This is a genomic window from Streptomyces sp. NPDC001507, assembly GCF_042894765.1.
Taxonomy (GTDB): domain Bacteria; phylum Actinomycetota; class Actinomycetes; order Streptomycetales; family Streptomycetaceae; genus Streptomyces.
On record NZ_JBIAVV010000008.1, the window covers coordinates 315,718 to 340,086 of the forward strand.

The window sequence follows — 24,369 nt, forward strand, 5'->3', positions numbered from 1 at the left end:
CCAAACAATGGCGGCCGAAACGGACACGGCACGACAAACGCCGAGGGCCCGCGCACACGGCACGGGCCCACGGCCGGCCTGTTCCCGGTCAGGACCGGCCGGCGTCCGGACGACGCCGGCCGGGGACGGGGATCAGACCCCGAGCAGGTCCACGACGAAGATCAGCGTCTCGCCGGGCTTGATCGCCGGCGTCGGGCTCTGGTCGCCGTAGGCGAGGTGGGCCGGGATGGTCAGCTGGCGGCGCCCGCCGACCTTCATGCCCTGCACGCCCTGGTCCCAGCCCTTGATGACCCGGCCACCGCCCAGCGGGAAGCGGAAGGGGGTGCCGCGGTTCCAGCTGGCGTCGAACTCCTCGCCGGTGCTGAACGCGACACCCACGTAGTGCACGGTGACGGTCTGGCCGGCCTGGGCCACCTCGCCGTCACCCTCCCAGATGTCCTTGATCTCCAGGTCGGCCGGGGCCGGGCCCTCGGGGAAGTCGATCTCGGGCTTGTCGATGCTCACGTCTTCTGCTCCTGCTTGTGTACGACACGGAACCCGCACAGTCTTTCATCCCCGCCCGGGTCACGCCCCCGCGACTACATCGCCGCAAGAATGTCCACGGTGAACACCAGCGTCGAACCCTTCTTCACCACACCACCGCTCGGCGGGTTGTTCCCGTAGGCCAGGTCCGGCGGCGTGACGACGACGATCCGGCTGCCCACCTTCTTGCCGGTGATGCCCTGCGCCAGCCCCTTGACGACCTGCTGCATCTGCTGGACCGAGAACTGGGCCAGCCGCCCGCTCTCGTACGTCTGCTCGAAGACCTTGCCGCTGTCCCAGACCTCGCCCTTGAACTGGCACAGGACGGTCTGCGTCGACTGCACCTCCGCGCCGTCGCCCTCCAGCACGTAGTTCGACACCAGCGTCTTCGGCGGGTCCACCTTCGGGATGTCGATCGAGGGGGCCTTGCCGTCCGTGTTCGTGCCGACCTTGGGGAGCGCGGGGTCGCTCTGCGCGACCACCTTGCCCGTGCTGGAGCTCTTCGAGTTGAACGAGTTCAGGATGTCCACCACGAACACCAGCGTGTCCGTGCCCTTGATCCCCGCCTGCGAGTTGCCCGAGCTGCCGTACCCCCAGGTCGGCGGCACGGCCATCAGCACCCGGCTGCCGACCTTCTTCCCGGCCAGTCCGTACCGCCAGCCGTCGATGATGCTGCCCGCGGCGAGCTGCATCAGCAGCGGCGTGCGGTCGTACGACTGGTCGAAGACCTTCGCCGTGGACCAGATCTGCCCCAGGTAGTTGGCCTGGATGAAGTCGTTCTCCGCGACCGTCTTGCCGCTGCCCGCGATCACCGTCTTGACCGCCAGGTTCTTCGACGGGTCACCGGTGCCCTTGGCGACCGTCGGCTTCTCGTCGAACTTCGTGCCCGCCGTGATCGCCGGCAACGGCCCGTCCACGATCTTCGGCGGCGGCACCGAGGCGGACGCCGACGGCGAGGCGCTGGCCTTGCTGGAGGAGGACGAGTTGTCACCACACCCGGCGAGCGTGACCAGTCCCGCGGGAACAGCGGCAAGGAGAAGAGAGCGTCGGCGCACGGAAGAGCCTCGTAATCGGTCGATCTTGCGGATGGCGTGCGCGCAACTCTACGACGTGAGAAGGGCGCCGTACGGAAAACGTACGGCGCCCGTGTGGCGTTCTGTGCCGATCTCTCGCAGGCCGGTGATCACATACCGGCGATCACATACCGGCGATGAGCTTCTCCACCCGGTCGTCGACCGAACGGAACGGGTCCTTGCACAACACCGTGCGCTGTGCCTGGTCGTTGAGCTTGAGATGCACCCAGTCGACCGTGAAGTCCCGGCGCTGCTCCTGGGCCCGCCGGATGAAGTCACCGCGCAGCCGCGCCCGAGTCGTCTGCGGCGGAACCGACTTGCCCTCGAAGATCTTCAAGTCATTGCAGATCCGCGCGGCTTGACCCTTCTTCTCCAGCAGGTAATACAGACCCCGACGACGGTGAATGTCGTGATAAGCGAGGTCTATCTGCGCCACCCGCGGATGGGACATGGTCATGTTGTGCTTGGCCCGGTACCGCTCGATGAGCTTGTACTTCATCACCCAGTCGATCTCGGTGCCGATCCGGTCCAGGTCCTCGGCCTCGATCGCGTCCAGCGTCCGGCCCCACAGCTCCAGCACCTGCTCGACCGTGCCGGTGCGGATACCGCGGCGCTCGCAGAAGTCCACGGCCTTCTCGTAGTACTCCCGCTGCACCTCGAGGGCGGAGGCCTCCCGGCCGCTGGCCAGGCGCACCTTGCGCCGGCCCGTGATGTCGTGGCTGACCTCGCGGATCGCCCGGATCGGGTTCTCCAGGGTCAGGTCCCGCATCACCGTGCCCGCCTCGATCATGCGCAGCACCAGGTCGGTGGCGCCGACCTTGAGCAGCATCGTCGTCTCGGACATGTTGGAGTCGCCGACGATGACGTGCAGCCGGCGGTAGCGCTCGGCGTCCGCGTGCGGCTCGTCGCGCGTGTTGATGATCGGCCGGGACCGCGTCGTCGCCGAGGAGACGCCCTCCCAGATGTGCTCCGCCCGCTGGCTCACGCAGTACACCGCACCGCGCGGCGTCTGCAGCACCTTCCCGGCGCCGCACAGCAGCTGCCGGGTCACCAGGAACGGAATGAGGATGTCCGCGAGCCGGGAGAACTCCCCGTGCCGCGCCACCAGATAGTTCTCGTGGCAACCGTAGGAGTTGCCCGCCGAGTCCGTGTTGTTCTTGAAAAGGTAGACGTCGCCCGCGATTCCTTCCTCATGCAGGCGTCGTTCGGCGTCCACCAACAGCCCTTCGAGAATGCGCTCGCCGGCCTTGTCGTGGGTGACCAGTTCGGTCACATTGTCACACTCGGGTGTCGCGTATTCCGGATGTGAGCCCACGTCGAGATAGAGCCGGGCGCCGTTCCGCAGAAAGACATTGCTGCTACGGCCCCATGACACGACACGGCGGAAGAGGTACCGCGCCACCTCGTCAGGCGACAGGCGGCGCTGTCCCCTGAACGTGCACGTGACGCCGTACTCGTTCTCCAGCCCGAAAATGCGGCGGTCCATGACTGAACATTACGCCCGATCCCCTGAGCTGAAACGGGGTTCGACAGCACGATTTGGATCATTTTCCGAACCGGCCGCAACCACCGCACCCCCACCGGGAGCTGCGAGGACCCGCCCCGTGACCGCCAGGACCAGCAACGACACACCCCCCGCCGCACCCGGCACCGCGAACCCCCACAGGGCCCCGCCCGCCTCGACCACCGGCCCGGCCACGCCCGTTCCGACCGACGCCCCCACTGTGAACGTCGTCACAAGCCAGGAGAACGCCTCGGTGACCGTACCCCGCGGCGCATGCCGGTCCACCAGCACGAACGCACACGCGATCGCCGGCGCCAGGAACACCCCGGCCAGCACTGTGAGCAACACCATGGCCCACGCCCCCGGCATCAGCATCAACGGCAGATAACACACCGCCAGAAGAGCCACCAGCACCCGCAGTCGCCGCGCCGGCTCCCCCGCCCACCGCCGCGCCCCGTAGACACTGCCGCCCAGCAGCGCACCCAGCCCCAGCGCCGCCATCATCCAGCCGTACACCGCGTCACCCCCGTGGCCGTCCGCGTACGGCACCGACGCCACCGTGATGGACCCCAGCGCGATCCCCACGAACAGGAACGCGCCCAGCAGCGCCAGCAGCCCGGACGAACGCAGCGCGCCCAGCCAGTGCGCCTCACGCGGCGCCGACCGCCACGCACGCGACGGCGCCGAGACCACCACCGAGAGCGCCCCGAGCACCCCCACCACGTTCACCACCAGCAGCGCCGCCTGCGCCGACCACAGCGACACGCACAGCGTCACCAGCAACGGCCCCACCGTGAACATGACTTCCTGCGCCACCGCGTCCATCGCATACGCCGTGTGCACCCGCTCCTCCGCACCGAGGACACTCGGCCACAGGGCCCGCAGCCCGCCCTCCAGCGGCGGAGTGAACAGCCCGGCCGCCGCCACGGCCGCGTACGCGACCGGCAGCGACCCGGTACCCGCGAACGCGAACACGGCCATCGCGGCCGCCGACGCCAGCGCCGCGGGCAACTGGACCCGCGGCTGCCCGCACAGATCGACCAGCCTCCCCAGCACCGGCTGACCCACCGCGTTGGCCACCCCGTACACCGCCGCGAGCACCCCCGCCAGGCTGTACGTACCGCCCTGCGCCCGCACGAACAGCACGATCGCGATCGCGGCCGTCGCGTTCGGCAACCGCCCCACCAGCGTCCCCGTCAGCAGCCGGGCCGCGTGCCTCGCCCTGAGGATCTCCAGGTACCCCGCGGCCATGTCCCACCTCCACGTTTTACGTATAACCCCGCCTCCCATACGTACCATGTGCGCTGTTCACACGTCCAGACGAAGGAGCCCACCCCCGGTGCCACCCAGCAGCACGCGCCCCACGAGCCGCGACGTCGCCCAGGCAGCCGGCGTCTCCCAGGCCGCCGTGTCGCTCGTGCTCGGCGACAAATGGCGCGGCCGCGTCTCCGAAGCCACCGCCCAACGCGTCCGCGAAGCCGCCCGCGACCTCGGCTACCGCCCCAACCTCGCCGCCCGCAACCTCCGCCTCGGCCGCACCCGCACCGTCCTCCTCGTCGTCCCCGCCCTCACCACCGAGTTCTTCGCCGGCGTCTACACCGGCGCCGCCCGCGTCGCCTCCGCCCACGGCTTCGGCGTCCTCCTCTACCCCTCCCCCGAAGGCATCGGCCCCGCCCGCGACCCCTTCGCCTCCGCCCAGGCCGCCCTCGACGGCGTCATCGCCTCCTCCATGGCAGCCGACGCCCTCACCGCCATCCGCGGCGACCAGCTCCCCCTCGTCATGCTCGACAGCGACCCCGACGGCAGCCTCGGCGCCGCCACCGTCAACCTCGACATCGCCGACGGCGTACGCCAGACCGCCGACCACCTCCTGAACCTCGGCCACCGCCACTTCCTGCACCTGGCCGCCGACATCGCCTCCTGGACCTTCGAAGTACGCGCACACGAACTGGCCACCCGCACGTCAGCGGTACCCGGCACCTCACTGCGCACGATCCGCGCCCCGATCTCGATCGAAGGCGCCCAAGCCGCCACCGAAGCCGCCCTCACCACCCCCGGCCCCCGCCCCACCGCCCTCGTCTGCGACGACGACAAACTCGCCGCCGGCGCCTACAAAGCCCTCCGCCGCCGAGGCCTGCGCATCCCCGACGACATCTCCGTCACCGGCCTGGACGACCTCGCCCTCGCCACCGCCATCGATCCCGAGCTGACGACCGTACGCCTGGACGCGGAACTCTTCGGCGAACGCGGCATGCAGGCCCTCCTCGCCGTCCTGGACGGCCGCGAACCCGAACACGGAGACATCCCCGTCGAACTGGTCGTACGAGGCTCCACAGCGCCCCCAGGCCCCTCATGAAACGCCCGCGCCCCGTCCGACGATCACCGGACGGGGCGCGCAGAACGGGGCGGATACGAGCCGATACGAACAGCTACTCGACGTCTCCCAGCTACTCGACTACTCGACGTCTCCGCCGGACTCCTCGGCGTCCTCGGCCTCCGCAGCCGTCGCCGCACCGCCCGACTCCAGCAGCCGCGACAACTGCGGACCCACGATCCGCTTGAACTTCCGCTGCTGCGGACGCGTCCGGTCCAGCACCGCGACCTCCAGACGCTCCGCCGGAATCTCCCGCTGCGTCCCGTTCGACTCCCGCGACAACGCCGTCACAGCCAGCTTCAGAGCCTCCGCCAGGGTCATCCCCTCCCGGTGCTCACGGTCCAGATACGTACTGATCTGCTCCGCACTGCCACCGACCGCCACCGAACCGTGCTCGTCCACGATCGAACCGTCGTGCGGCAACCGGTAGATCTGGTCACCCTCCGGAGTCTCCCCCACCTCCGCGACGACCAGCTCCACCTCGTACGGCTTCTCCGCCGCCGACGAGAAGATCGTGCCCAGCGTCTGCGCGTACACGTTCGCCAGACCACGCGCCGTCACATCGTCACGGTCATAGGTGTAACCACGCAGGTCGGCATAGCGCACACCGCCGATCCGCAGATTCTCGTACTCGTTGTACTTGCCGGCGGCCGCGAAACCGATCCGGTCATAGATCTCGCTGAACTTGTGCAGCGCACGGGACGGGTTCTCACCGACGAACACGATGCCGTCGGCGTACTGGAGCACAACCAGGCTGCGGCCACGCGCGATGCCCTTGCGGGCGTACTCGGCACGGTCCGCCATCGCCTGCTGAGGTGAGACATAGAACGGCGTCGACACCGGTATCCGTCCCCTTCCTTAGGGTTCCGTCGAAGTCACTGGGATCACCTTGATAAGAACGCCGGCGCCCTACAGCAGCGCCGCGCGCGGGCCGTCCGGCTCCTCCAGACGGCGCGCCAGCACCGCACGGGCCAGCTCGGAGGACTCGTCGTCCGTGAGCCGGCGGAAGCCGGCGTCGGTGATCACGGTGATGATCGGGTAGATCCGGCGGGCGACATCGGGACCACCCGTCGCCGAGTCGTCGTCGGCCGCGTCGTACAGAGCCTGCACCACCAGTGTGGTCGCCTGCTCCTCGGACAGGTCGTCACGGAACAGCTTCTTCATCGCACCGCGCGCGAAGATCGAGCCGGACCCCGTGGCCGCGAAGTTGTGCTCCTCGGAACGGCCGCCGGTGACGTCGTAGGAGAAGATCCGGCCCTTGGCCCGGTCCACGTCGAACCCGGCGAACAACGGCACGACCGCCAGCCCCTGCATCGCCATGCCGAGGTTGGACCGGATCATCGTCGACAGCCGGTTCGCCTTGCCCTCCAGGGACAGCTGGGCCCCCTCGACCTTCTCGAAGTGCTCCAGCTCCAGCTGGAACAGCTTCACCATCTCCACGGCGAGACCGGCGGTGCCGGCGATACCGACGGCCGAGTACTCGTCCGCCGGGAACACCTTCTCGATGTCCCGCTGGGCGATCACATTGCCCATCGTGGCCCGACGGTCACCGGCGAGCACCACGCCCCCGGGGAAGGTCACCGCCACGATCGTCGTCCCGTGCGGCGCCTCGATCACCCCCTGCGTGGGCGGCAACTGCCGCCTGCCGGGCAGCAACTCCGGCTGGTGCTCACCGAGAAAGTCCATGAACGAGGACGACCCAGGCGTCAGGAAGGCAGCTGGTAGACGCCCGGTGCTACGAGTGTTGGCTTCCACGGAGTTCCTTCCAGGTAGGCGGCTGCCCGACGAACAGCGTCGGGGTCGTCTCCCAACTTGCCGATGGCCGAATTGCAGTTGAAGCACAGTACGCCACGGACCCTACCCGTCTCATGGCAGTGATCCACATGTACGGGGGGAGCTTTCAAGCAGATCACGCAGAGGCCCATCTGCGAGGCGATCATGGCGTCGCGCTCGGCTTCCGTAAGGCCGTAGCTGCGCTTCAAGTGCCCGGCACGCCCTTTCGCCGCCCGGCAGTCCTTGCAACTGGTCGAGAGACCGTCGGAAGCCGTGGCATTCCGATGCCACTCACTGTGCGGTTTGATCTGCTTGCAGCTTCGGCAGTACTTGTGCCCCTCGGGTGTGTCCACGCGAGGCCGTACATTCTTTCCCTTGGCGAGTTGTCGGGCCTGGTGATACCCCGCCCAGCACTCCCGGCAGTAGGCCTGCAACCCGTCACGGGCGCTCTTGTTGCTGGCGAACGCTGCTCGCGATTTGGATTCCCCACACCGCGAGCAACGCTTCACACCTTCTTCGATCTCCACCGTACGACGCCCCCGACTTCTTCGATTCGAAGGCTACTCGCCGCCCTTCTGAACGAAACTTCGAACGAAGTCCTCCGCATTTTCCTCGAGGACATCGTCGATCTCGTCCAGAACCGAGTCGACGTCGTCGCTCAGCTTCTCGTGGCGCTCCTTGAGGTCCTCGGAGCCCTGCGACTCTGCCGCCTGCTCCTCGACCTCCTCGGTCGAGTGCGTCGCCTTCTGCTGTCCGCCGCCGGTGTCCTTGGTTGCCATGACACTCACCCCGCTCAGTTCGCCCGACATGGGTCGACAGGTCGGCTTTCCTGCCGATCGGTGATGATCAGACCCTACAAGCCGGGTCCGACATCGGCCCCGCAGTTTCTCCAACGTACGGGGGCCACCTCGATGATTCCCGGGCGCCGGGGTTTTGACCCCGGCCGCCCGGTGTGCTCCGGGTACCCGTTCAGCCGCCGGAGAGGACCCTGACCAGGTCTTCTGCGGTGCGGCAGCGGTCCAGGAGCTCTTTGACGTGATTTCGCGTTCCGCGTAGCGGTTCCAGGGTTGGGACGCGCTGGAGGCTGTCCCGGCCGGGGAGGTCGAAGATGACCGAGTCCCAGCTGGCCGCGGCGACGTCGTCGGCGTACTGCTCCAGGCAGCGGCCGCGGAAGTAGGCCCGGGTGTCCTCAGGGGGGCTGGTGCGGGCCCGTTCCACGTCGGCCTCGTCCAGCAGCCGCTTCATGCGTCCGCGGGCGGCGAGGCGGTTGTAGAGGCCCTTCTCGGCCCGTACGTCGGCGTACTGGAGGTCGAGGAGGTGCAGCTTGGCGGCGTCCCAGTCGAGCTCGTCGCGGCGGCGGTAGCCCTCCATGAGCTCCTTCTTGGCCACCCAGTCGAGTTCGCCGGAGAGACTCATGGGGTCGTTCTCCAGGCGGTTGAGGGTGTCCTCCCAGCGCTGCAGGACGTCCCGGGTCTGGTCGTCGGCGTCGGCGCCGTAGCGCTCCTCCACGTATTTGCGCGACAGCTCGTAGTACTCCATCTGGAGCTGGACGGCGGTGAGTGTGCGGCCGCTGCGGAGGGTGACGAGGCGCTTGAGGCCGGGGTCGTGGGAGACCTGGTGGAGGGTGCGTACGGGCTGGTCGACGGCGAGGTCCACGGCGATGAAGCCGTCCTCGATCATCGAGAGCACGAGGGCCGTCGTGCCCAGTTTCAGGTAGGTCGAGATCTCCGACAGGTTCGCGTCGCCGATGATCACGTGGAGGCGGCGGTACTTCTCCGCGTCCGCGTGGGGCTCGTCCCTGGTGTTGATGATGGGCCGCTTCAGCGTCGTCTCCAGGCCGACCTCGACCTCGAAGTAGTCGGCGCGCTGGCTGAGCTGGAAGCCGTGTTCGTGGCCGTCCTGGCCGATGCCGACGCGGCCGGCGCCGGTGACGACCTGGCGGGAGACGAAGAAGGGGGTGAGGTGGCGCACGATGTCCGAGAAGGGGGTTTCCCGCTTCATCAGGTAGTTCTCGTGCGTGCCGTAGGAGGCGCCCTTGTTGTCGGTGTTGTTCTTGTAGAGGTGGATGGGCTGGGCGCCGGGGAGTGCGGCGGCTCGTTCGGCGGCTTCGGCCATGATGCGTTCGCCGGCCTTGTCCCAGAGGACGGCGTCGCGGGGGTTGGTGACCTCGGGGGCGCTGTATTCGGGGTGTGCGTGGTCGACGTAGAGGCGGGCGCCGTTGGTGAGGATCACGTTGGCGAGGCCGATGTCCTCGTCGGTGAGCTGGCTGGCGTCGGCGGCCTCGCGTGCGAGGTCGAAGCCTCGGGCGTCCCGTAGCGGGTTCTCCTCCTCGAAGTCCCAGCGGGCCCGGCGGGCCCGGTGCATCGCCGCCGCGTAGGCGTTGACGATCTGGGACGAGGTGAGCATGGCATTGGCGTTGGGGTGGCCGGGGACGGAGATCCCGTACTCCGTCTCGATGCCCATTACTCGCCGTACGGTCATGCGGCCCTCCTTGCCCGGCGGAGCCCTCGGTCGTGGGCTGCGCTCGCGTACCGCTGGCGCTCCGGTGCGTGTGCGGTGCCCGTCCCCGCACTGCGCGACTCGGCGGTAGGAAAGAGCCTAGAACGCCTTTGCGCTGGTGGGGAGATCATTTGCGTCATTGCCTTGCTCGCCTCGGTTCCGGTTTTGGCCGGAAAAACAGTCGGCTGCGGGTACCCGGTGAGGGCACCCGCAGCCGCCCTGTGTTTTACAGGTACTGTCCGGTGTTCGCCACCGTGTCGATGGAGCGTCCGGTGTCCGCGCCCTGCTTTCCGGTGATGAGGGTACGGATGTAGACGATCCGTTCGCCCTTCTTTCCGGAGATCCGGGCCCAGTCGTCGGGGTTGGTGGTGTTGGGCAGGTCCTCGTTCTCCTTGAACTCGTCCACGCAGGCCTGGAGGAGGTGGGAGACGCGGAGGCCCTTCTGGTTGTGCTCGAGGAAGTCCTTGATCGCCATCTTCTTGGCGCGTCCGACGATGTTTTCGATCATGGCGCCGGAGTTGAAGTCCTTGAAGTAGAGGACTTCCTTGTCGCCGTTGGCGTAGGTGACTTCCAGGAAGCGGTTTTCCTCGGATTCGGCGTACATGTGTTCTACCGCCGTCTGAATCATGCTTTCGACGGTGGTGGCCTTGCTGCCGCCGTGTTCTCCGAGGTCGTCGGCGTGCAGCGGGAGCCGTTCGGTGAGGTACTTGCCGAAGATGTCCTTGGCGGCCTCGGCGTCGGGACGCTCGATCTTGATCTTCACGTCGAGACGGCCGGGGCGGAGGATGGCGGGGTCGATCATGTCCTCGCGGTTGGAGGCGCCGATGACGACCACGTTCTGGAGGCCTTCGACACCGTCGATCTCGGCGAGCAGCTGGGGGACGATGGTGTTCTCCACGTCCGAGCTGACGCCGGAGCCGCGGGTGCGGAAGAGGGACTCCATCTCGTCGAAGAAGACGATGACGGGGGTGCCCTCGCTGGCCTTCTCCCGGGCACGCTGGAAGACGAGGCGGATCTGCCGCTCGGTCTCGCCGACGTACTTGTTCAGGAGCTCGGGGCCCTTGATGTTGAGGAAGAAGCTCTTGCCCGCGGCCTGGCCGGTGACTTCGGCGACCTTCTTGGCCAGCGAGTTGGCGACGGCCTTGGCGATGAGCGTCTTGCCGCATCCGGGGGGTCCGTAGAGCAGGACGCCCTTGGGCGGGCGCAGTTCGTGCTCCTTGAACAGGTCCGGGTAGAGGTAGGGGAGCTCGACGGCGTCCCGGATGGCCTCGATCTGGCCGCCGAGTCCGCCGATCTGCTCGTAGCCGATGTCGGGGACCTCTTCGAGGACGAGTTCCTCGACCTCGCTCTTGGGCACGATCTCGTAGACGTAGCCGGAGCGGGGTTCGAGCAGGAGGGCGTCGCCGGGCCGGATGTTCACGTCCAGCAGCGGCTCGGCGAGCCGTACCACCCGCTCCTCGTCGGTGTGCCCCAGTACCAGGGCGCGCTCGCCGTCCTCGAGGATCTCCTTGAGGGTGACGATGTCGCCGACGCGCTCGTACTCCATGGCCTCGACCACGTTGAGCGCCTCGTTGAGCATGACTTCCTGGCCGCGCCTGAGGTCGTCCAGGTCGACGCTCGGGCTGACGTTCACCCGCAGTTTGCGGCCGCCGGTGAAGATGTCGGCGGTGCCGTCCTCGTTCGCCGTGAGGAAGACACCGAAGCCGGCCGGCGGCTGTGCGAGCCGGTCGACTTCTTCCTTGAGGGCCACGATCTGGTCGCGGGCCTCGCGGAGGGTGTTCGCGAGTCGCTCGTTCTGGGCGGACACGCCGGCCAGGTTCGTCTGCAGCTCGACGATCCGCTCTTCGAGAATCCTCGTGTGTCGCGGAGAGTCGGCGAGCTTGCGTCGCAGGACGGCGATCTCCTGCTCAAGATAGGCGATCTGCTCGGACGGGTCGTCGGACCCTCGTCCCGGGCGGATGCCGCGGTTCATGTCGTCGTCGTGGGCTGCCACGGTCCTCACCTCCTCCAAGGGGAGCTGGACGCTTCCAGACCCTACCTGGGTGGGTGTCGATTGAAACCCCTAGATCACAAAGACTGTCAAGGTGTGTCGTCGGTCACCCATCGCGTTCTCCCTCGTGCCGGGTGGATACCCACTCAACGCGATTCAGAAGCCGCGTGTTCCAGGCCCGGAGTGGTCAAAACCCTTCGTTACTGACCGGAGTTGTCCGCTCCAGTGCCGGTTCAGGGGTTGTGCCCCAGTGGCGGATTTCTTACACAGAGCGACCGTCCGGATGTGCCGCGTGTTCGCGGTGGCGGGGTGCGGGTTGGCTCAAGTCGATCGGCCGGGTGGCCGGACGCCGCCGTCCCGCGCCGGTGGGGGCGCCGTCCGCGCGGGCGCAGAGCGTGGACGGAGGGCGCTCGGGAGGGTGCGCGAGGAGGGTGCGCGGGCGGCTTCGGGCCGGAGGTAGGGTCGAAGGCGTTCAACACCCGCCGGGGCGGGACCGGGTGACCGCCGGGTCCGGCCGTCCGGCGCTTTCTACGGCAGGAGAGATGACCGTGCAGCAGGAGGCCCTGGCCGGCGGTGAGGCGCTCGAGGTCTGGATCGACCAGGACCTGTGTACGGGTGACGGGATCTGTGCCCAGTACGCCCCGGAGGTGTTCGAGCTGGACATCGACGGCCTGGCCTATGTGAAGGGCGCGGACGACGAGCTGCTGCAGGCGAAGGGTGCGTCGGTGCCGGTGCCGCTGCCGTTGCTCACGGACGTGGTGGACTCGGCGCGGGAGTGTCCGGGCGAGTGCATCCATGTGCGCCGGGCCGCGGACCGTGTCGAGGTGTACGGGCCGGACGCGGAGTGACTTTCCGGCCACTCCGCGTGGCGTGGGCTGCGGGCCTTCGGGCCGGCGCGGTCGGCGTGACCGGCGTGGCCGTCAGACGCTGTGGGCGGCGGCGGGGGTGGAGCGGACGAACGCGTGGCCGTTCCACTGCCACTTGGCGCCGGCCTTCAGGTCCGGGCAGCAACTGGGCACGTTGTCCGAGGAATAGCCGAGCAGGGTGGCGGTGACCGCTTTGCCGGCGACGGCGAAGTCGGTCACGGTGTAGCGGTCCTTGGGGTCGACCAGGGTGGCGACGACGCGGGGGCTGGTGGCGCCGGCGGCCTGGGTGAGGACGTAGACCCCGTCGGGCGGGGTGCCCATGGCCGAGTCGCAGTGGACGACCACGACGGTTTCCGGTCTGCCGTCTCCGTCGAGGTCGCCGGTGGCCTTCTTGACGACCAGCTCCTTCACGGGGCCGCAGTCGAGGGGGAAGTCCACGCCGGTGGTGCTGGGCGGCGCGGCGGCCGCGGGGGCGGATTTCGTCCCGGTCGGGGCGGTGGGCTGGGCGGCTTTGGCCGAGCCCGGCTGGAAGAGGGACGACAGAGCTACGACCCCGGCCACGGCAGCGGCGGTGGCGAGCCAGTGCATGGGGCGGGTGTCGGTGTGAGCGAGCTCCGGGACCACGGATTGCTGCACTAGGAGTGTCTCCTGTGAGGCCTGTGCCGGTGGGGGTGGCCTGCATCGTGCCACACGTCACAGCGGGCAGGGAACGGCGGGGTGGGCTTTCGTGGCCGGTGGGGTGCCGCACTGTGACGGGTGGCGTCAACGGGTGAGCGCCGCCGCCGAGTTCCGTGGTGTCGGGGAACTCGGTGGCGGCGCTCGTACGTTGAAGGGGGTGCGGGGCCGGGCTCAGCGGCCGGCGCCGCCGTCGGCGTTGGGGCCCTCGTAGTCCTCGCCGTAGGCGCCCTTGGCGGGGCGGCGGCGGCGCATGGGCGGCTCGACGCCGTCGGCGAGGCGGCGGGCGGTGAGCAGGAAGCCGGTGTGGCCGATCATCCGGTGGTCGGGGCGGACGGCGAGGCCTTCCACGTGCCAGTTGCGGATCATCGTCTCCCAGGAGGTCGGCTCGTTGAAGCAGCCGATCTCGCGGATGGACTCGACGGTCCGGGCGAGCTGGGTGGTGGTGGCGACGTAGCAGCACAGGATGCCGCCGGGGACGAGCGCCTTGGAGACGGCCTCCAGGCACTCCCAGGGGGCGAGCATGTCGAGGATGACGCGGTCGACGTCGGTGTCCGAGAGGTTGTCCTGGAGGTCGCCGACGGTGAGCTGCCAGGCCGGGTGCGGGCCGCCGAAGTAGCGCTCGACGTTCTGCTGGGCGATCTCGGCGAAGTCCGCGCGGCGCTCGTAGCTGTGCAGCATGCCCTGGTCGCCGATGGCGCGCAGCAGGAAGCTGCTGAGCGAGCCGGAGCCGACGCCGGCCTCGACGACGCGGGCGCCGGGGAAGATGTCGGCGAAGGAGAGGATCTGCCCCGCGTCCTTGGGGTAGACGACGGCTGCCCCGCGGGGCATGGACAGGACGTAGTCGGGGAGCAGGGGGCGCAGCGCGAGGTAGGCGACGTTGCCGGTGGTGCGGACAACGCTGCCCTCGGGAGCGCCGATCAGTTCGTCGTGCGGGAAGGAGCCCTTGTGGGTGTGGAAGTTCTTCCCGGCTTCGAGCGTGAACGTGTAGTGGCGACCCTTGGGGTCGGTCAGCTGTACCTGGTCCCCGACCTTGAAGGGCCCGCGCCTGCGGGCGGCACCGGTCGGTTCGGACATGTGAACAGCCTACCGGTTCCCTGCGGGGGGCCTGACCGACAGGGGGGCGGGGGTGGGTGCGTCGGGTGCGGGCCGTCTGTGGTTGCTCGCGCAGTTCCTCCCCCAGCCTTCGGCCGGGGGCACCCCCAGCGCCCCTTCGGGTCGCGGGGTGCTGTCAGGCGGGCCTTGCCATTGCTTTGACGAAGGCGCGTTCTACGTCCGCCGCCGACAGGACGCCGTAGATTTCGCCGGTCTCCTCGACGACCAGGTACTCGGTCGCCGGGGTGGCGCGCAGGACGTCCAGGAGGTCCTCTCCGGCCAGCTCTGCGGAGATGCGCATGCCGTCGGTGAGGTCCTGGGCGAGGCCGCTGACGGCGACCCAGGGGCGGCGGTGTTCGGGTACGCCGACGATGGCGGCCTCGCGGACGAGGGAGAGCGGGTTGCCGTCGGCGTCGACGACGACCAGGGCGCGGGCGCCGGCGGCGTTGGCGCGGCGCAGGGCCTCGGAGAGGGGGGTGTCGGTCTCGACGGGGACGGCGCGGCGGGTGAGGGTGCGGGCGCGCAGTTCCGGGAGGTGTTCGCGGAGCCGGGCCATGCGCAGGCTGTTGCCGGCGCCGGTCCAGATGATCGCGGCGAGGATGGCGGCGAGCAGGGCGTCGGTGACGGCGTCCATGCCGCTGCTGTCGTCGGTGCTGCCGCCGAAGGCGCCCCAGTGGTTGAGCAGCGGGAGGCCGATGAGGACGGAGACGGCGAGGGCGCGGCCGACCCAGGCGGCGGCGACGGTGCCGCTCATGGGTTTGCCGGTGATCTTCCAGACGACGGCGCGGAGCATCCGGCCGCCGTCGAGGGGCAGGCCGGGCAGCAAATTGAAGGCGGCGACGATGAGGTTGGAGACCATCAGGCCGGCCAGCAGGACGCCGGGGACGGTGCCGGGCTCGACGGGCTGCATGGCGAGGTAGAAGAGGCCGGAGAGGACGAGGGAGAGCAGCGGGCCGACGAAGGCCAGCACGAATTCCCGGCCGGGGGTCTCCGCTTCCTTCTCGATCTCCGAGACACCGCCGAAGAACTGGAGCTGGATGCGGCGGACGGGGAGTTTGAAGCGGATCGCGGCGACCGTGTGGGCGAGTTCGTGGATCAGGACGGAGGCGTAGAAGGCGATGGCGAAGAAGAGGGAGACGAGGTAGCGGGCGGCGCCGAGTTCGGGCAGTACGCGGTCGAGCTGGCCGCCGAAGACCCAGGTGATCAGTGCGGCGACGACGAACCAGCTGGGGGCGACGTACACGGGGACGCCGAAGGGCCGGCCCATGAGCAGTCCGCCGCCGGGTTCCTTGGGCCGCTGCGGCGGCTGTCCCTTGGCCATGCCGGACTGCGCGGGGGCCGGCCCGTCGCCCGGGTCGGGGGCGCCGGTGGGTGGGTCGGGTGCGTCCTGGCGGGCCGGTGCCCCGGCCGTCTCCGGTTTCTCCGGGGCCGGCGTGGTCTGCGGCTGCTCCTGCTGTTCGGGGTGGTCCGGTGTCTGCGGGGCCGGGGCCGGGGGCGCGGGCTCCTCGCCGGTCGTCTGCTGCGCCGGTTCGGCGTTGTCCGACCGGGGCTGCCCGCTGCCGCCGCTCACGTCCACGGTGTCCCCTCGTTAGATGCGTCGTCTCCGGTCGATGGTATGCGGCCGTCGCGGTGCGTTCTGCCCCGGCACCCCCTGTGTTGGCCGGGGCGTCGTGCGGGTTGGGTGACTGTCAGTGGCGGGCCGTATGGTCTGTGGTCATGGACAGCAGCATCGAGGACGCCGCGCAGGATCGGGGCGCGGTCGTCGCGCAGGGGGACGGGCCGGTCACGGCGGTGGCGGGCAGGGCGGCCGGGCCGCCCGCGTCGCTGTCGCCGTCGCGGGCCAGTGACTTCATGCAGTGTCCGTTGCTGTACCGGTTCCGGGTGATCGACCGGCTGCCGGAGAAGCCGAGCGAGGCGGCGACGCGGGGGACCCTGGTGCACGCGGTCCTGGAGCGGCTCTTCGACGCGCCCGCCGCGGAGCGGACGGCGCCGCGGGCCAAGGCACTGATCCCGGGGCAGTGGGACCGGCTGCGGGAGTCCAGGCCGGAGCTCGGTGAGCTGTTCGCGGAGGACCCGGAGGGCGAGCGGCTGGCGCGCTGGCTGGGTGAGGCGGAGCAGCTGGTCGAGCGCTGGTTCACGCTGGAGGATCCGGTCCGTCTCGAGCCCGTGGAGCGGGAGCTGTTCGTGGAGACGGAGCTGGAGTCGGGGCTGCGGCTGCGCGGGATCATCGACCGGGTGGACGTGGCCGCGACGGGTGAGGTGCGGATCGTCGACTACAAGACGGGCAAGGCGCCGCGGCCGGAGTACGCCGAGGGTGCGCTGTTCCAGATGAAGTTCTACGCGCTGGTGGTGTGGCGGCTGAAGAACGTGGTGCCGAGGCGGTTGCAGCTGGTCTATCTCGGCAGCGGTGACGTGTTGACGTACGACCCGGTCCTCGCCGATCTGCAGCGGGTGGAGCGCAAGCTGCTCGCGCTGTGGGAGGCGATCCGGCAGGCGACGGAGTCGGGCGAGTGGCGGCCGCGGCCGACGAAGCTGTGCGGGTGGTGCGACCACCAGGCGCACTGCCCGGAGTTCGGCGGCACTCCCCCGCCGTATCCGCTGCCGGTGAGGTCGGCGGCGTCCGGGGACGTGGCGCAGGGCAGAATGAGCGCGGACTAGCAGAAGGAGACTCATCGTGGCCATCCGCGTCCTACTGGTCGACGACCAGCCGCTGCTGCGTACCGGGTTCCGGATGATTCTGGAGGCCGAGCAGGACATCGCGGTCGTGGGCGAGGCCGGAGACGGCCTGCAGGCACTCGACCAGGTGCGCGCCCTCCAGCCCGACGTCGTGCTGATGGACATCCGGATGCCGCGGATGGACGGTGTGGAGGCGACCCGGCAGATCACCGGTCCGGGCCGGGACGGTCCGGCGAAGGTGCTGGTCCTGACCACGTTCGATCTGGACGAGTACGTGGTGGAGGCGCTGCGCGCGGGGGCCAGCGGCTTTCTGCTGAAGGACGCGCCGGCCAACGAGCTGGTGCAGGCGATCCGGGTGGTGGCGAACGGCGAGGCGATGCTGGCGCCGAGCATCACGCGCCGGCTGCTGGACAAGTACGCGACGCATCTGCCGTCCGGTGAGGAGCCGGTGCCGGACACCCTGCACACGCTCACCGACCGTGAGGTGGAGGTGCTGAAGCTGGTGGCGCGCGGGCTGTCGAACGCGGAGATCGCCGCGGACCTGTTCGTCAGCGAGACCACGGTGAAGACGCATGTGGGGCATGTGCTGACCAAGCTGGGGCTGCGGGACCGGGTGCAGGCGGCGGTGTACGCGTACGAGAGCGGCCTGGTGCGCCCCGGCGCGCAGTAGCCGACGGCCGCCGGGCGTATACGACAGGAGGGGCGCCCCGCTTCACGAGCGGGGCGCCCCTCCTGTCGTATGACCGGGCGTCAGCTGCTGGAGCCGCGGCCCAGCTCCCACAGCTGGAGGCTGGCGGAGGAGTTGAGGGCGTAGGCGACGCCGGTGATGTCGTCGCGGGCGGCGACGTACTGCTTGCCCTGCCACAGGGGCAGCACCGGGACGTCCGTGGCGACGTCGTCCTGGATCTCGGTCAGGCTGCCGGTGGCGCTGGCCCGGTCGGCCTCGCGGCGGGACTCGGGGATCAGCGTGTTGATGATCCGGGTGTTGGCGTAGGGCGACTTGAGGAAGTTGTCCTTGTCGAGGAACGGCGCGAGGAAGTTGTCGGCGTCCGGGAAGTCGGGGAACCAGCCCATGCCGTAGACGTCGTAGTCGCCCTTGCGCTCGGACGTCTGGTAGGTCGACCAGGGGGTGCCCTCGATGCTGACGTCGAACAGCCCGCTGCCGTTGAGCTGCTGCTTGAGGACCTCGAACTCCTGCTTGGTGGCCGGACCGTAGTGGTCGGTCGTGTAGTGCAGGGTGAGCTTCACCGGGGTGGTGATGTTCGCCGCGGTCAGCAGGCTCTTGGCCTTGGAGACGCTGGGGTTGCCGTACTTGTTGAAGAAGGAGTTTGAGTGGCCGGTGACGGAGGCCGGGACCAGCGAGTACAGCGGCTCGGCCTGCTGCCCGTACACCTTGGCGACGAGTTCGTCGCGGTTGATGAGCTGAGCCATGGCCTGGCGGACGGCCTTGGCCTTGACGGAGGGCGCGTCGGTGTTGAAGCCGAGGTAGCGGATCTCCAGGCCGGACATGTCGACGAGGCTGACGTTCTTGTCGGTGCCGGCGTCGAGCTTGTTGATCTGGGCCGGCGACATGGAGCGGGTCATGACGTCGATGTCGCCCTTGTCGATCGCCTCGCCCATGGCGTCGGCGTCCTTGAAGGAGCGCAGGACGACCTGCTCGTTGTTCACCTTCACGCTGCCCTTGTAGTTCGGGTTCTTGGTGAAGGTGGCGGAGACGAACTCGTCGTTCTTGACGTCGGCCTTGAAGGTGTAGGGGCCGGAGCCGTCGATGTCGAAGCCGTCGCGGAGCTTGTCCTTCTCGTAGTCCTTGGGGTTCAGGATGCCCGCGACCGGGGTGGACAGCTTGTACGGGAAGGTGGCGTCGGCGGTCTTGAGGTGGAAGATGACCTCGCGGTCGCCCTGGGTCTCGACGGTGTCGATGTTCGTGAGCAGGCCGTAGACGCCACTGTCCGACTTGATGCGCAGGGCGCGCTCGATGGACCACTTGACGTCCTGGGCGGTGACGGCGTTGCCGTCGGAGAACTTCAGGCCGTCGCGCAGCTTGCACGCGTAGCGCTCGCTGCCGCTGTCGGTGAAGGAGCAGCTCTCGGCCGCGTCCGGGACCGGGTCGCCCTCGCCCTTGGGCTGGGACATGAGGGTCTGCACGGTCTGGCGCAGGATGTTCCAGCCGCCGACGTCGTAGGAGTAGGCCGGGTCGAGGGGCGCCGGGGCGTCCTTCGTGGCAGTGAACCCGTCGGTGGTGCCTACGACGATCGCGTCGCTGCTGCTGCTCCCGCTGTTGGATCCACCGCAGGCGGCGAGCACCGGAGTGAGCAGGCCGACCACGGCCGGCAGCACCAAAGTCTTACGGTTCATGCTCGAAGTTCTCCAGAGCTGTTCGTGTCCGTGTATCCCGCATACATGGGGTGTCGAAGCGGATCACGGGGGTTACGGCGATGTTCTCGCGACGAGATTAGTCGGCGCCCGCAGGACGGTTGGCAGCGGCGTGAGTTGAGGGCCCATCACGCAGGGGAACCGGTCGTGGACGGACCGAAAACCCGACAGCGGCAGGATTAGTGCAGCGTCTCCCCAATCGGGACACAAGGTAGCCCGGTTTCCCCCCGAACGGGGGTGGGCGGCACAATCGGGCAACGTTGTCGAGCATCCTCACACGTGGGGAACGTCACACGCGCATTCCGGTGATGCGGTATCGGAATTCAGCCGGTTGAACAGTTGCGAATTCCGTTGAATGACCACTGCCGGGATTTCGACCAATGGACTTTGCACGCTGGGTGAACGGCTAGACCATTTCCGTCATCAGGCCGCGCAGAAAAGCGAGGTCGACCTCTTCCAGGGAGGTCACCACGGTACGCCGTGCGGCCGGGGCGATCGGTGCGACCGACGGGACGGCGACCACCTGGCAGCCGGCCGCCTCGGCGGCGGCGACCCCGGTCGCGGTGTCCTCGACCACCGCGCATCTGGCCGGATCCACCCCCAGTCCGGCGGCCGCGAGCAGGTACGGGTCCGGGTAAGGCTTGGTGCGCGAGACCTCGTCGCCGGCGATGGACAGGCTGAAGTGCCGGGGGCCCAGCGAGGTCAGGACGCGGTCGATGATGCGCCGGTGCGAGGCGGAGACCAGGGCGGTGGGGATCTGCTGCTCGTACAGCTCGGCGAGCAGCCGCTGTGCGCCCGGCATCAGCGGCAGGGCGGTGCCGATCCGCTCCTCGAAGCCCGCGTTGAGCAGCACGCTGAGCTCGGCGAGGGTGATGGCGGCGCCGGTGGCCTCGATGAGGAATCCGGCGCTGCGGGTCATGGGGCCGCCGACCACGACATGGCGCCAGGAGTCGTCGAGGGTGTGGCCGAGGCGGGCGAAGACCTCGACCTCGACGTCCCACCAGAAGCCCTCGGTGTCCACCAGGGTGCCGTCCATGTCGAGGAGCACCGCCTGGAGGGCCGAGCCTTCCGCCGTACGGGTTCCGAGCGCGGGGACCGTGCTGGTCAATCCACACACCTCCTTGAGGGACGACCAGGCCGGTTCCCATGCGGGGAACCGGCCTGCTGTGGACCGACCAGTGTACGACTTATCCGATCAGTGTGCCGTGTGGGACACGTCTCGGCGCCGGCGCACCGCTCAGCGGGCGTTGAAGTACTTCGCCTCCGGGTGGTGGATCACGATGGCGTCGGTGGACTGCTCGGGGTGCAGCTGGAACTCCTCGGACAGGTGGACGCCGATCCGCTCGGGCCGGAGCAGGTCGGCGATCTTGGCGCGGTCCTCCAGGTTGGGGCAGGCGCCGTAGCCGAGGGAGAAGCGGGCGCCCCGGTACTTCAGGGCGAACATGTCCTCGATGTCGCTGGGGTCCTCGCCGGCGAAGCCCAGTTCGGAGCGGACGCGCGCGTGCCAGTACTCGGCGAGGGCCTCGGCCAGCTGGACGGACAGGCCGTGCAGTTCGAGGTAGTCACGGTAGGAGTTGGCCTCGAACAGTTTGGCGGTCTGCTCGCCGATGCGGGAGCCGACGGTGACGACCTGGAGGCCGACCACGTCCGTCTCGCCGGACTCCTCCGGACGGAAGAAGTCGGCGAGGCAGAGCCGGCGGCCACGGCGCTGGCGGGGGAAGGTGAAGCGGGTGCGTTCGTTGCCGCGTTCGTCCAGGATGATCAGGTCGTCGTCCTTGGAGACGCACGGGAAGTAGCCGTAGACCACGGCCGCTTCCAGCAGGTTCTCCGTCTGGAGCTGGTCGAGGAGGCCGCGCAGCCGGGGGCGGCCCTCGGTCTCGACGAGTTCCTCGTACGACGGTCCCTCGCCGGTGCGGGCCTGCTTGAGGCCCCACTGGCCCTTGAAGAGGGCGCCTTCGTCGAGCCAGCTCGCGTACTCCTTGAGCTGGATGCCCTTGATGACGCGGGTGTCCCAGAACGGCGGGGTGGGCACCGGGTTGTCGACGGCGACGTCGGAGCGGACGTGGCCCTCCTCGGGCCGCTCCTCGGCCTCGACGGCGGCGGTCTGCCGGACCCGGCGCTGCTTCAGCTCGGGCAGTACTGCGCCGGGCACCCCGCGCTTGACGCCGATGAGCGCGTCCATCAGGCGCAGGCCCTCGAAGGCGTCGCGGGCGTAGCGGACCTCGCCCTCGTAGAGCTCGTGCAGGTCCTGCTCGACGTAGGCGCGGGTGAGGGCGGCGCCGCCGAGGATGACCGGGTAGGTGGCCGCGAGGCCGCGCTGGTTGAGCTCCTCCAGGTTCTCCTTCATGATCACCGTGGACTTGACGAGCAGTCCGGACATGCCGATGACGTCGGCCCGGTGCTCGTCGGCGGCTTCCAGGATCGCGGAGACGGGCTGCTTGATGCCGAGGTTGACGACGTTGTAGCCGTTGTTGGACAGGATGATGTCGACGAGGTTCTTGCCGATGTCGTGGACGTCGCCGCGCACGGTGGCAAGGACGATGGTGCCCTTTCCTTCCGCGTCCGACTTCTCCATGTGCGGTTCGAGGTGGGCGACCGCGGCCTTCATGACCTCGGCGGACTGCAGGACGAACGGCAGCTGCATCTGGCCGGAGCCGAACAGCTCGCCGACGACCTTCATGCCGTCCAGCAGGGTCTCGTTGACGATGTCCAGGGCGGGGCGGGTCTGCAGGGCCTCGTCGAGGTCGGCCTCCAGGCCGTTGCGCTCGCCGTCGATGATGCGGCGCTTGAGGCGCTCGTCCAGCGGGAGGGCGGCCAGTTCCTCGGCCTTGCCGGCCTTGAGGGACTTGGCGGTGGCTCCCTCGAAGAGCTGCATGAGCTTCTGGAGCGGGTCGTAGCCCTCGGCGCGGCGGTCGTGGATGAGGTCGAGGGCGGTCTGTACCTCCTCCTCGCTGAAGCGGGCGATCGGCAGGATCTTGCTCGCGTGCACGATCGCCGAGTCCAGGCCCGCCTTGACGCATTCGTCGAGGAAGACGGAGTTCAGCAGGATGCGGGCGGCCGGGTTGAGGCCGAAGGAGATGTTGGACAGGCCGAGGGTGGTCTGGACGTCCGGGTGGCGGCGCTTGAGTTCGCGGATGGCCTCGATGGTGGCGATGCCGTCCTTGCGGGACTCCTCCTGACCGGTGCAGATGGTGAAGGTCAGGGTGTCGATGAGGATGTCCGACTCGTGGATGCCCCAGTTCCCGGTCAGGTCGTCGATCAGCCGCTCGGCGATCTCGACCTTCTTCTCGGGGGTGCGGGCCTGGCCCTCCTCGTCGATGGTCAGCGCGATCAGCGCGGCGCCGTGCTCCCGCGCCAGCTTGGTGACCTTCGCGAAGCGGGACTCCGGGCCGTCGCCGTCCTCGTAGTTGACGGAGTTGATGACCGCGCGCCCGCCGAGCTTCTCCAGACCGGCCTGGATGACGTCGACCTCGGTGGAGTCGAGGACGATCGGCAGGGTGGAGGCGGTGGCGAAGCGGCCGGCCAGCTCCTCCATGTCGGCGACGCCGTCCCGGCCGACGTAGTCCACGCAGAGGTCCAGCATGTGGGCGCCCTCGCGGATCTGCTCGCGGGCCATCTCCACGCAGTCGTCCCAGCGGGCCGCCAGCATGGCCTCGCGGAACTTCTTCGAGCCGTTGGCGTTGGTGCGCTCGCCGATGGCCAGGTACGCGGTGTCCTGGCGGAACGGGACCGTCTGGTAGAGGGAGGCGGCGCCGGGCTCGGGGCGCGGGCTGCGCTCGGGCGGGGTGACCCCGCGGACCCGCTCGACGACCTGGCGCAGGTGCTCGGGGGTGGTGCCGCAGCAGCCGCCGATGAGGGAGAGGCCGTAGTCGCGGACGAAGTTGTCCTGGGCCTCGGCCAGGCCCTCGGGGCCGAGCGGGAAGTGGGCGCCGTCCTTGGTGAGGACCGGCAGACCGGCGTTCGGCATGCACAGCAGCGGGATGCGGGAGTGCCGGGTGAGGTAGCGCAGGTGCTCGCTCATCTCGGCGGGGCCGGTCGAGCAGTTCAGGCCGATCATGTCGATGCCGAGCGGCTCCAGGGCGGTGAGCGCGGCGCCGATCTCGGAGCCCAGCAGCATGGTGCCGGTGGTCTCGAAGGCCATGGAGACCAGGAGCGGGACCTCGGTGCCCAGGGCATCCATGGCGCGGCGGGCGCCGAGGACGGAGGCCTTGGTCTGCAGGAGGTCCTGGGTGGTCTCGACGATCAGGGCGTCGGCGCCGCCGGCGAGCAGGCCCTCGGCGTTCTGCTGGAAGCCGTCCCGGATGGTGACGTACGGCACGTGGCCGAGGGTGGGCAGCTTGGTGCCGGGGCCGATGGAGCCGAGGACCCAGCGCTGCCGGCCGTCCCGGGCGGTGAAGTCGTCGGCCGTCTCGCGGGCGATGCGGGCACCGGCCTCGGACAGTTCGTGGACGCGGTCGGCGATGTCGTACTCGGCCATGGCCGCGTGGTTCGCCCCGAACGTGTTCGTCTCCACGCAGTCCACGCCCACGGAGAAGTACGCCTCGTGGACGGAGCGGACGATGTCGGGGCGGGTGAGGTTGAGGATCTCGTTGCAGCCCTCGAGCTGCTCGAAGTCCTCCAGGGTGGGGTCCTGCGCCTGGAGCATGGTGCCCATGGCTCCGTCGGCGACCACCACGCGTGTGGCGAGCGCCTCCCGGAGCGCGGACACCCGGGTCCGGCTGTCGGCGGAAGGGGACGGCGGCGACGAGGCCATGAAGGGCTCCCTTGGATGCGACGGCTGTCGGCTATGCGGTTTCCCCGGGCGGACCCGGCTATGGACGCACGGCGCCAGCGTAACCGGGAGTGGGCTTGGATGGGCAGGGCGTCCATGTGGCGGACGAGTGAGCGGCGGGGCGGGCAGTATGACGCCGGCCATGGTGTTCTGGCCGCTCACGGGCCATGGTGCGGGG

At 69.2% G+C, this 24,369-nt stretch carries 20 protein-coding genes; 4 read left to right on the forward strand and 16 right to left on the reverse strand.

The features are described from left to right. Positions 1-132: 132 nt before the first annotated feature. The 4 genes from ACFY0K_RS26525 to ACFY0K_RS26540 all read right to left on the reverse strand — a co-directional run bounded on the left by ACFY0K_RS26525 (position 133) and on the right by ACFY0K_RS26540 (position 4,350). The gene (locus ACFY0K_RS26525) at positions 133-504 is read right to left on the reverse strand and encodes an FKBP-type peptidyl-prolyl cis-trans isomerase (protein WP_093505093.1); all 372 of its coding nucleotides are present in this window, start codon (positions 502-504) and stop codon (positions 133-135) included. 74 nt (positions 505-578) lie between these two features. Beyond that, a complete protein-coding gene (locus tag ACFY0K_RS26530) occupies positions 579-1,577 on the reverse strand; it encodes an FKBP-type peptidyl-prolyl cis-trans isomerase (RefSeq protein WP_390641940.1) in 999 nt (332 codons plus the stop codon). Positions 1,578-1,719: 142 nt separating this feature from the next. Then, positions 1,720-3,081: a Pup--protein ligase gene (gene pafA / locus ACFY0K_RS26535; protein ID WP_028801611.1), complete on the reverse strand. Its 1,362-nt coding sequence runs from the start codon at positions 3,079-3,081 to the stop codon at positions 1,720-1,722. Positions 3,082-3,090: 9 nt separating this feature from the next. Next, positions 3,091-4,350, reverse strand: coding sequence for an MFS transporter (locus tag ACFY0K_RS26540; RefSeq protein WP_390641941.1), 1,260 nt, complete (start codon positions 4,348-4,350; stop codon positions 3,091-3,093). 46 nt (positions 4,351-4,396) lie between these two features. Here ACFY0K_RS26540 and ACFY0K_RS26545 point away from each other — a divergent pair, with 46 nt between their 5' ends. Continuing rightward, positions 4,397-5,455 carry a LacI family DNA-binding transcriptional regulator gene (locus ACFY0K_RS26545; protein WP_390641942.1) on the forward strand — a complete coding sequence of 353 codons (1,059 nt, stop codon included), beginning with the start codon at positions 4,397-4,399 and terminating at the stop codon, positions 5,453-5,455. A gap of 99 nt (positions 5,456-5,554) precedes the next feature. Here ACFY0K_RS26545 and prcA read toward each other — a convergent pair whose 3' ends face one another. From prcA to arc, 6 genes are all read right to left on the reverse strand, one after another. Next, positions 5,555-6,313, reverse strand: coding sequence for a proteasome subunit alpha (gene prcA / locus ACFY0K_RS26550; protein WP_352365029.1), 759 nt, complete (start codon positions 6,311-6,313; stop codon positions 5,555-5,557). A gap of 69 nt (positions 6,314-6,382) precedes the next feature. Beyond that, positions 6,383-7,228 (reverse strand): proteasome subunit beta, encoded by an 846-nt coding sequence (prcB, locus tag ACFY0K_RS26555; protein WP_390641943.1) that lies wholly within the window; start codon positions 7,226-7,228, stop codon positions 6,383-6,385. Then, a complete protein-coding gene (locus ACFY0K_RS26560) occupies positions 7,180-7,773 on the reverse strand; it encodes an endonuclease VII domain-containing protein (RefSeq protein WP_351958917.1) in 594 nt (197 codons plus the stop codon). Before ACFY0K_RS26560 ends, prcB begins: the two co-directional genes overlap by 49 nt. A 33-nt stretch (positions 7,774-7,806) precedes the next feature. Beyond that, positions 7,807-8,025 (reverse strand): ubiquitin-like protein Pup, encoded by a 219-nt coding sequence (locus tag ACFY0K_RS26565; RefSeq protein WP_234531430.1) that lies wholly within the window; start codon positions 8,023-8,025, stop codon positions 7,807-7,809. A 190-nt stretch (positions 8,026-8,215) separates the two neighbouring features. After that, a complete protein-coding gene (dop, locus tag ACFY0K_RS26570) occupies positions 8,216-9,727 on the reverse strand; it encodes a depupylase/deamidase Dop (RefSeq protein WP_351958918.1) in 1,512 nt (503 codons plus the stop codon). A gap of 244 nt (positions 9,728-9,971) precedes the next feature. Next, complete coding sequence (arc, locus tag ACFY0K_RS26575; protein ID WP_351958919.1) at positions 9,972-11,738, reverse strand: proteasome ATPase; 1,767 nt, start codon at positions 11,736-11,738, stop codon at positions 9,972-9,974. Between the two features lie 539 nt (positions 11,739-12,277). Here arc and ACFY0K_RS26580 point away from each other — a divergent pair. Next, on the forward strand, positions 12,278-12,583 hold the full coding sequence (locus ACFY0K_RS26580; protein WP_351958920.1) for a ferredoxin: 306 nt from the start codon (positions 12,278-12,280) through the stop codon (positions 12,581-12,583). A 72-nt stretch (positions 12,584-12,655) separates the two neighbouring features. Here ACFY0K_RS26580 and ACFY0K_RS26585 read toward each other — a convergent pair whose 3' ends face one another. The 3 genes from ACFY0K_RS26585 to ACFY0K_RS26595 all read right to left on the reverse strand — a co-directional run bounded on the left by ACFY0K_RS26585 (position 12,656) and on the right by ACFY0K_RS26595 (position 15,947). Further along, positions 12,656-13,237 carry a hypothetical protein gene (locus ACFY0K_RS26585; protein WP_390641944.1) on the reverse strand — a complete coding sequence of 194 codons (582 nt, stop codon included), beginning with the start codon at positions 13,235-13,237 and terminating at the stop codon, positions 12,656-12,658. Between the two features lie 213 nt (positions 13,238-13,450). Beyond that, positions 13,451-14,353: a tRNA (adenine-N1)-methyltransferase gene (locus tag ACFY0K_RS26590; RefSeq protein ID WP_352220032.1), complete on the reverse strand. Its 903-nt coding sequence runs from the start codon at positions 14,351-14,353 to the stop codon at positions 13,451-13,453. A gap of 154 nt (positions 14,354-14,507) precedes the next feature. Next, on the reverse strand, positions 14,508-15,947 hold the full coding sequence (locus ACFY0K_RS26595; protein WP_390641945.1) for a site-2 protease family protein: 1,440 nt from the start codon (positions 15,945-15,947) through the stop codon (positions 14,508-14,510). Positions 15,948-16,087: 140 nt separating this feature from the next. Here ACFY0K_RS26595 and ACFY0K_RS26600 point away from each other — a divergent pair, with 140 nt between their 5' ends. Next, on the forward strand, positions 16,088-17,029 hold the full coding sequence (locus ACFY0K_RS26600; protein ID WP_390641946.1) for a RecB family exonuclease: 942 nt from the start codon (positions 16,088-16,090) through the stop codon (positions 17,027-17,029). A gap of 16 nt (positions 17,030-17,045) precedes the next feature. Continuing rightward, positions 17,046-17,717: a response regulator transcription factor gene (locus ACFY0K_RS26605; RefSeq protein ID WP_030608351.1), complete on the forward strand. Its 672-nt coding sequence runs from the start codon at positions 17,046-17,048 to the stop codon at positions 17,715-17,717. Between the two features lie 80 nt (positions 17,718-17,797). Here ACFY0K_RS26605 and ACFY0K_RS26610 read toward each other — a convergent pair whose 3' ends face one another. From ACFY0K_RS26610 to metH, 3 genes are all read right to left on the reverse strand, one after another. Further along, positions 17,798-19,402 carry an ABC transporter substrate-binding protein gene (locus ACFY0K_RS26610; RefSeq protein ID WP_390641947.1) on the reverse strand — a complete coding sequence of 535 codons (1,605 nt, stop codon included), beginning with the start codon at positions 19,400-19,402 and terminating at the stop codon, positions 17,798-17,800. A gap of 424 nt (positions 19,403-19,826) precedes the next feature. Continuing rightward, positions 19,827-20,528 carry an HAD family hydrolase gene (locus ACFY0K_RS26615; protein WP_390641948.1) on the reverse strand — a complete coding sequence of 234 codons (702 nt, stop codon included), beginning with the start codon at positions 20,526-20,528 and terminating at the stop codon, positions 19,827-19,829. Between the two features lie 129 nt (positions 20,529-20,657). Beyond that, positions 20,658-24,173 (reverse strand): methionine synthase, encoded by a 3,516-nt coding sequence (gene metH / locus ACFY0K_RS26620; RefSeq protein ID WP_390641949.1) that lies wholly within the window; start codon positions 24,171-24,173, stop codon positions 20,658-20,660. Positions 24,174-24,369 lie beyond the last annotated feature (196 nt).

Bases quoted from the DNA above. Each gene is read 5' to 3' on its own strand.
- pafA (WP_028801611.1), bottom strand. From the start codon at position 3,081: ATGGACCGCCGCATTTTCGGGCTGGAGAACGAGTACGGCGTCACGTGC.
- ACFY0K_RS26540 (WP_390641941.1), bottom strand. From the start codon at position 4,350: ATGGCCGCGGGGTACCTGGAGATCCTCAGGGCGAGGCACGCGGCCCGG.
- ACFY0K_RS26545 (WP_390641942.1), top strand. From the start codon at position 4,397: ATGTGCGCTGTTCACACGTCCAGACGAAGGAGCCCACCCCCGGTGCCA.
- ACFY0K_RS26565 (WP_234531430.1), bottom strand. From the start codon at position 8,025: ATGGCAACCAAGGACACCGGCGGCGGACAGCAGAAGGCGACGCACTCG.
- dop (WP_351958918.1), bottom strand. From the start codon at position 9,727: ATGACCGTACGGCGAGTAATGGGCATCGAGACGGAGTACGGGATCTCC.
- ACFY0K_RS26580 (WP_351958920.1), top strand. From the start codon at position 12,278: ATGACCGTGCAGCAGGAGGCCCTGGCCGGCGGTGAGGCGCTCGAGGTC.
- ACFY0K_RS26590 (WP_352220032.1), bottom strand. From the start codon at position 14,353: ATGTCCGAACCGACCGGTGCCGCCCGCAGGCGCGGGCCCTTCAAGGTC.
- ACFY0K_RS26600 (WP_390641946.1), top strand. From the start codon at position 16,088: ATGGACAGCAGCATCGAGGACGCCGCGCAGGATCGGGGCGCGGTCGTC.
- ACFY0K_RS26610 (WP_390641947.1), bottom strand. From the start codon at position 19,402: ATGAACCGTAAGACTTTGGTGCTGCCGGCCGTGGTCGGCCTGCTCACT.
- metH (WP_390641949.1), bottom strand. From the start codon at position 24,173: ATGGCCTCGTCGCCGCCGTCCCCTTCCGCCGACAGCCGGACCCGGGTG.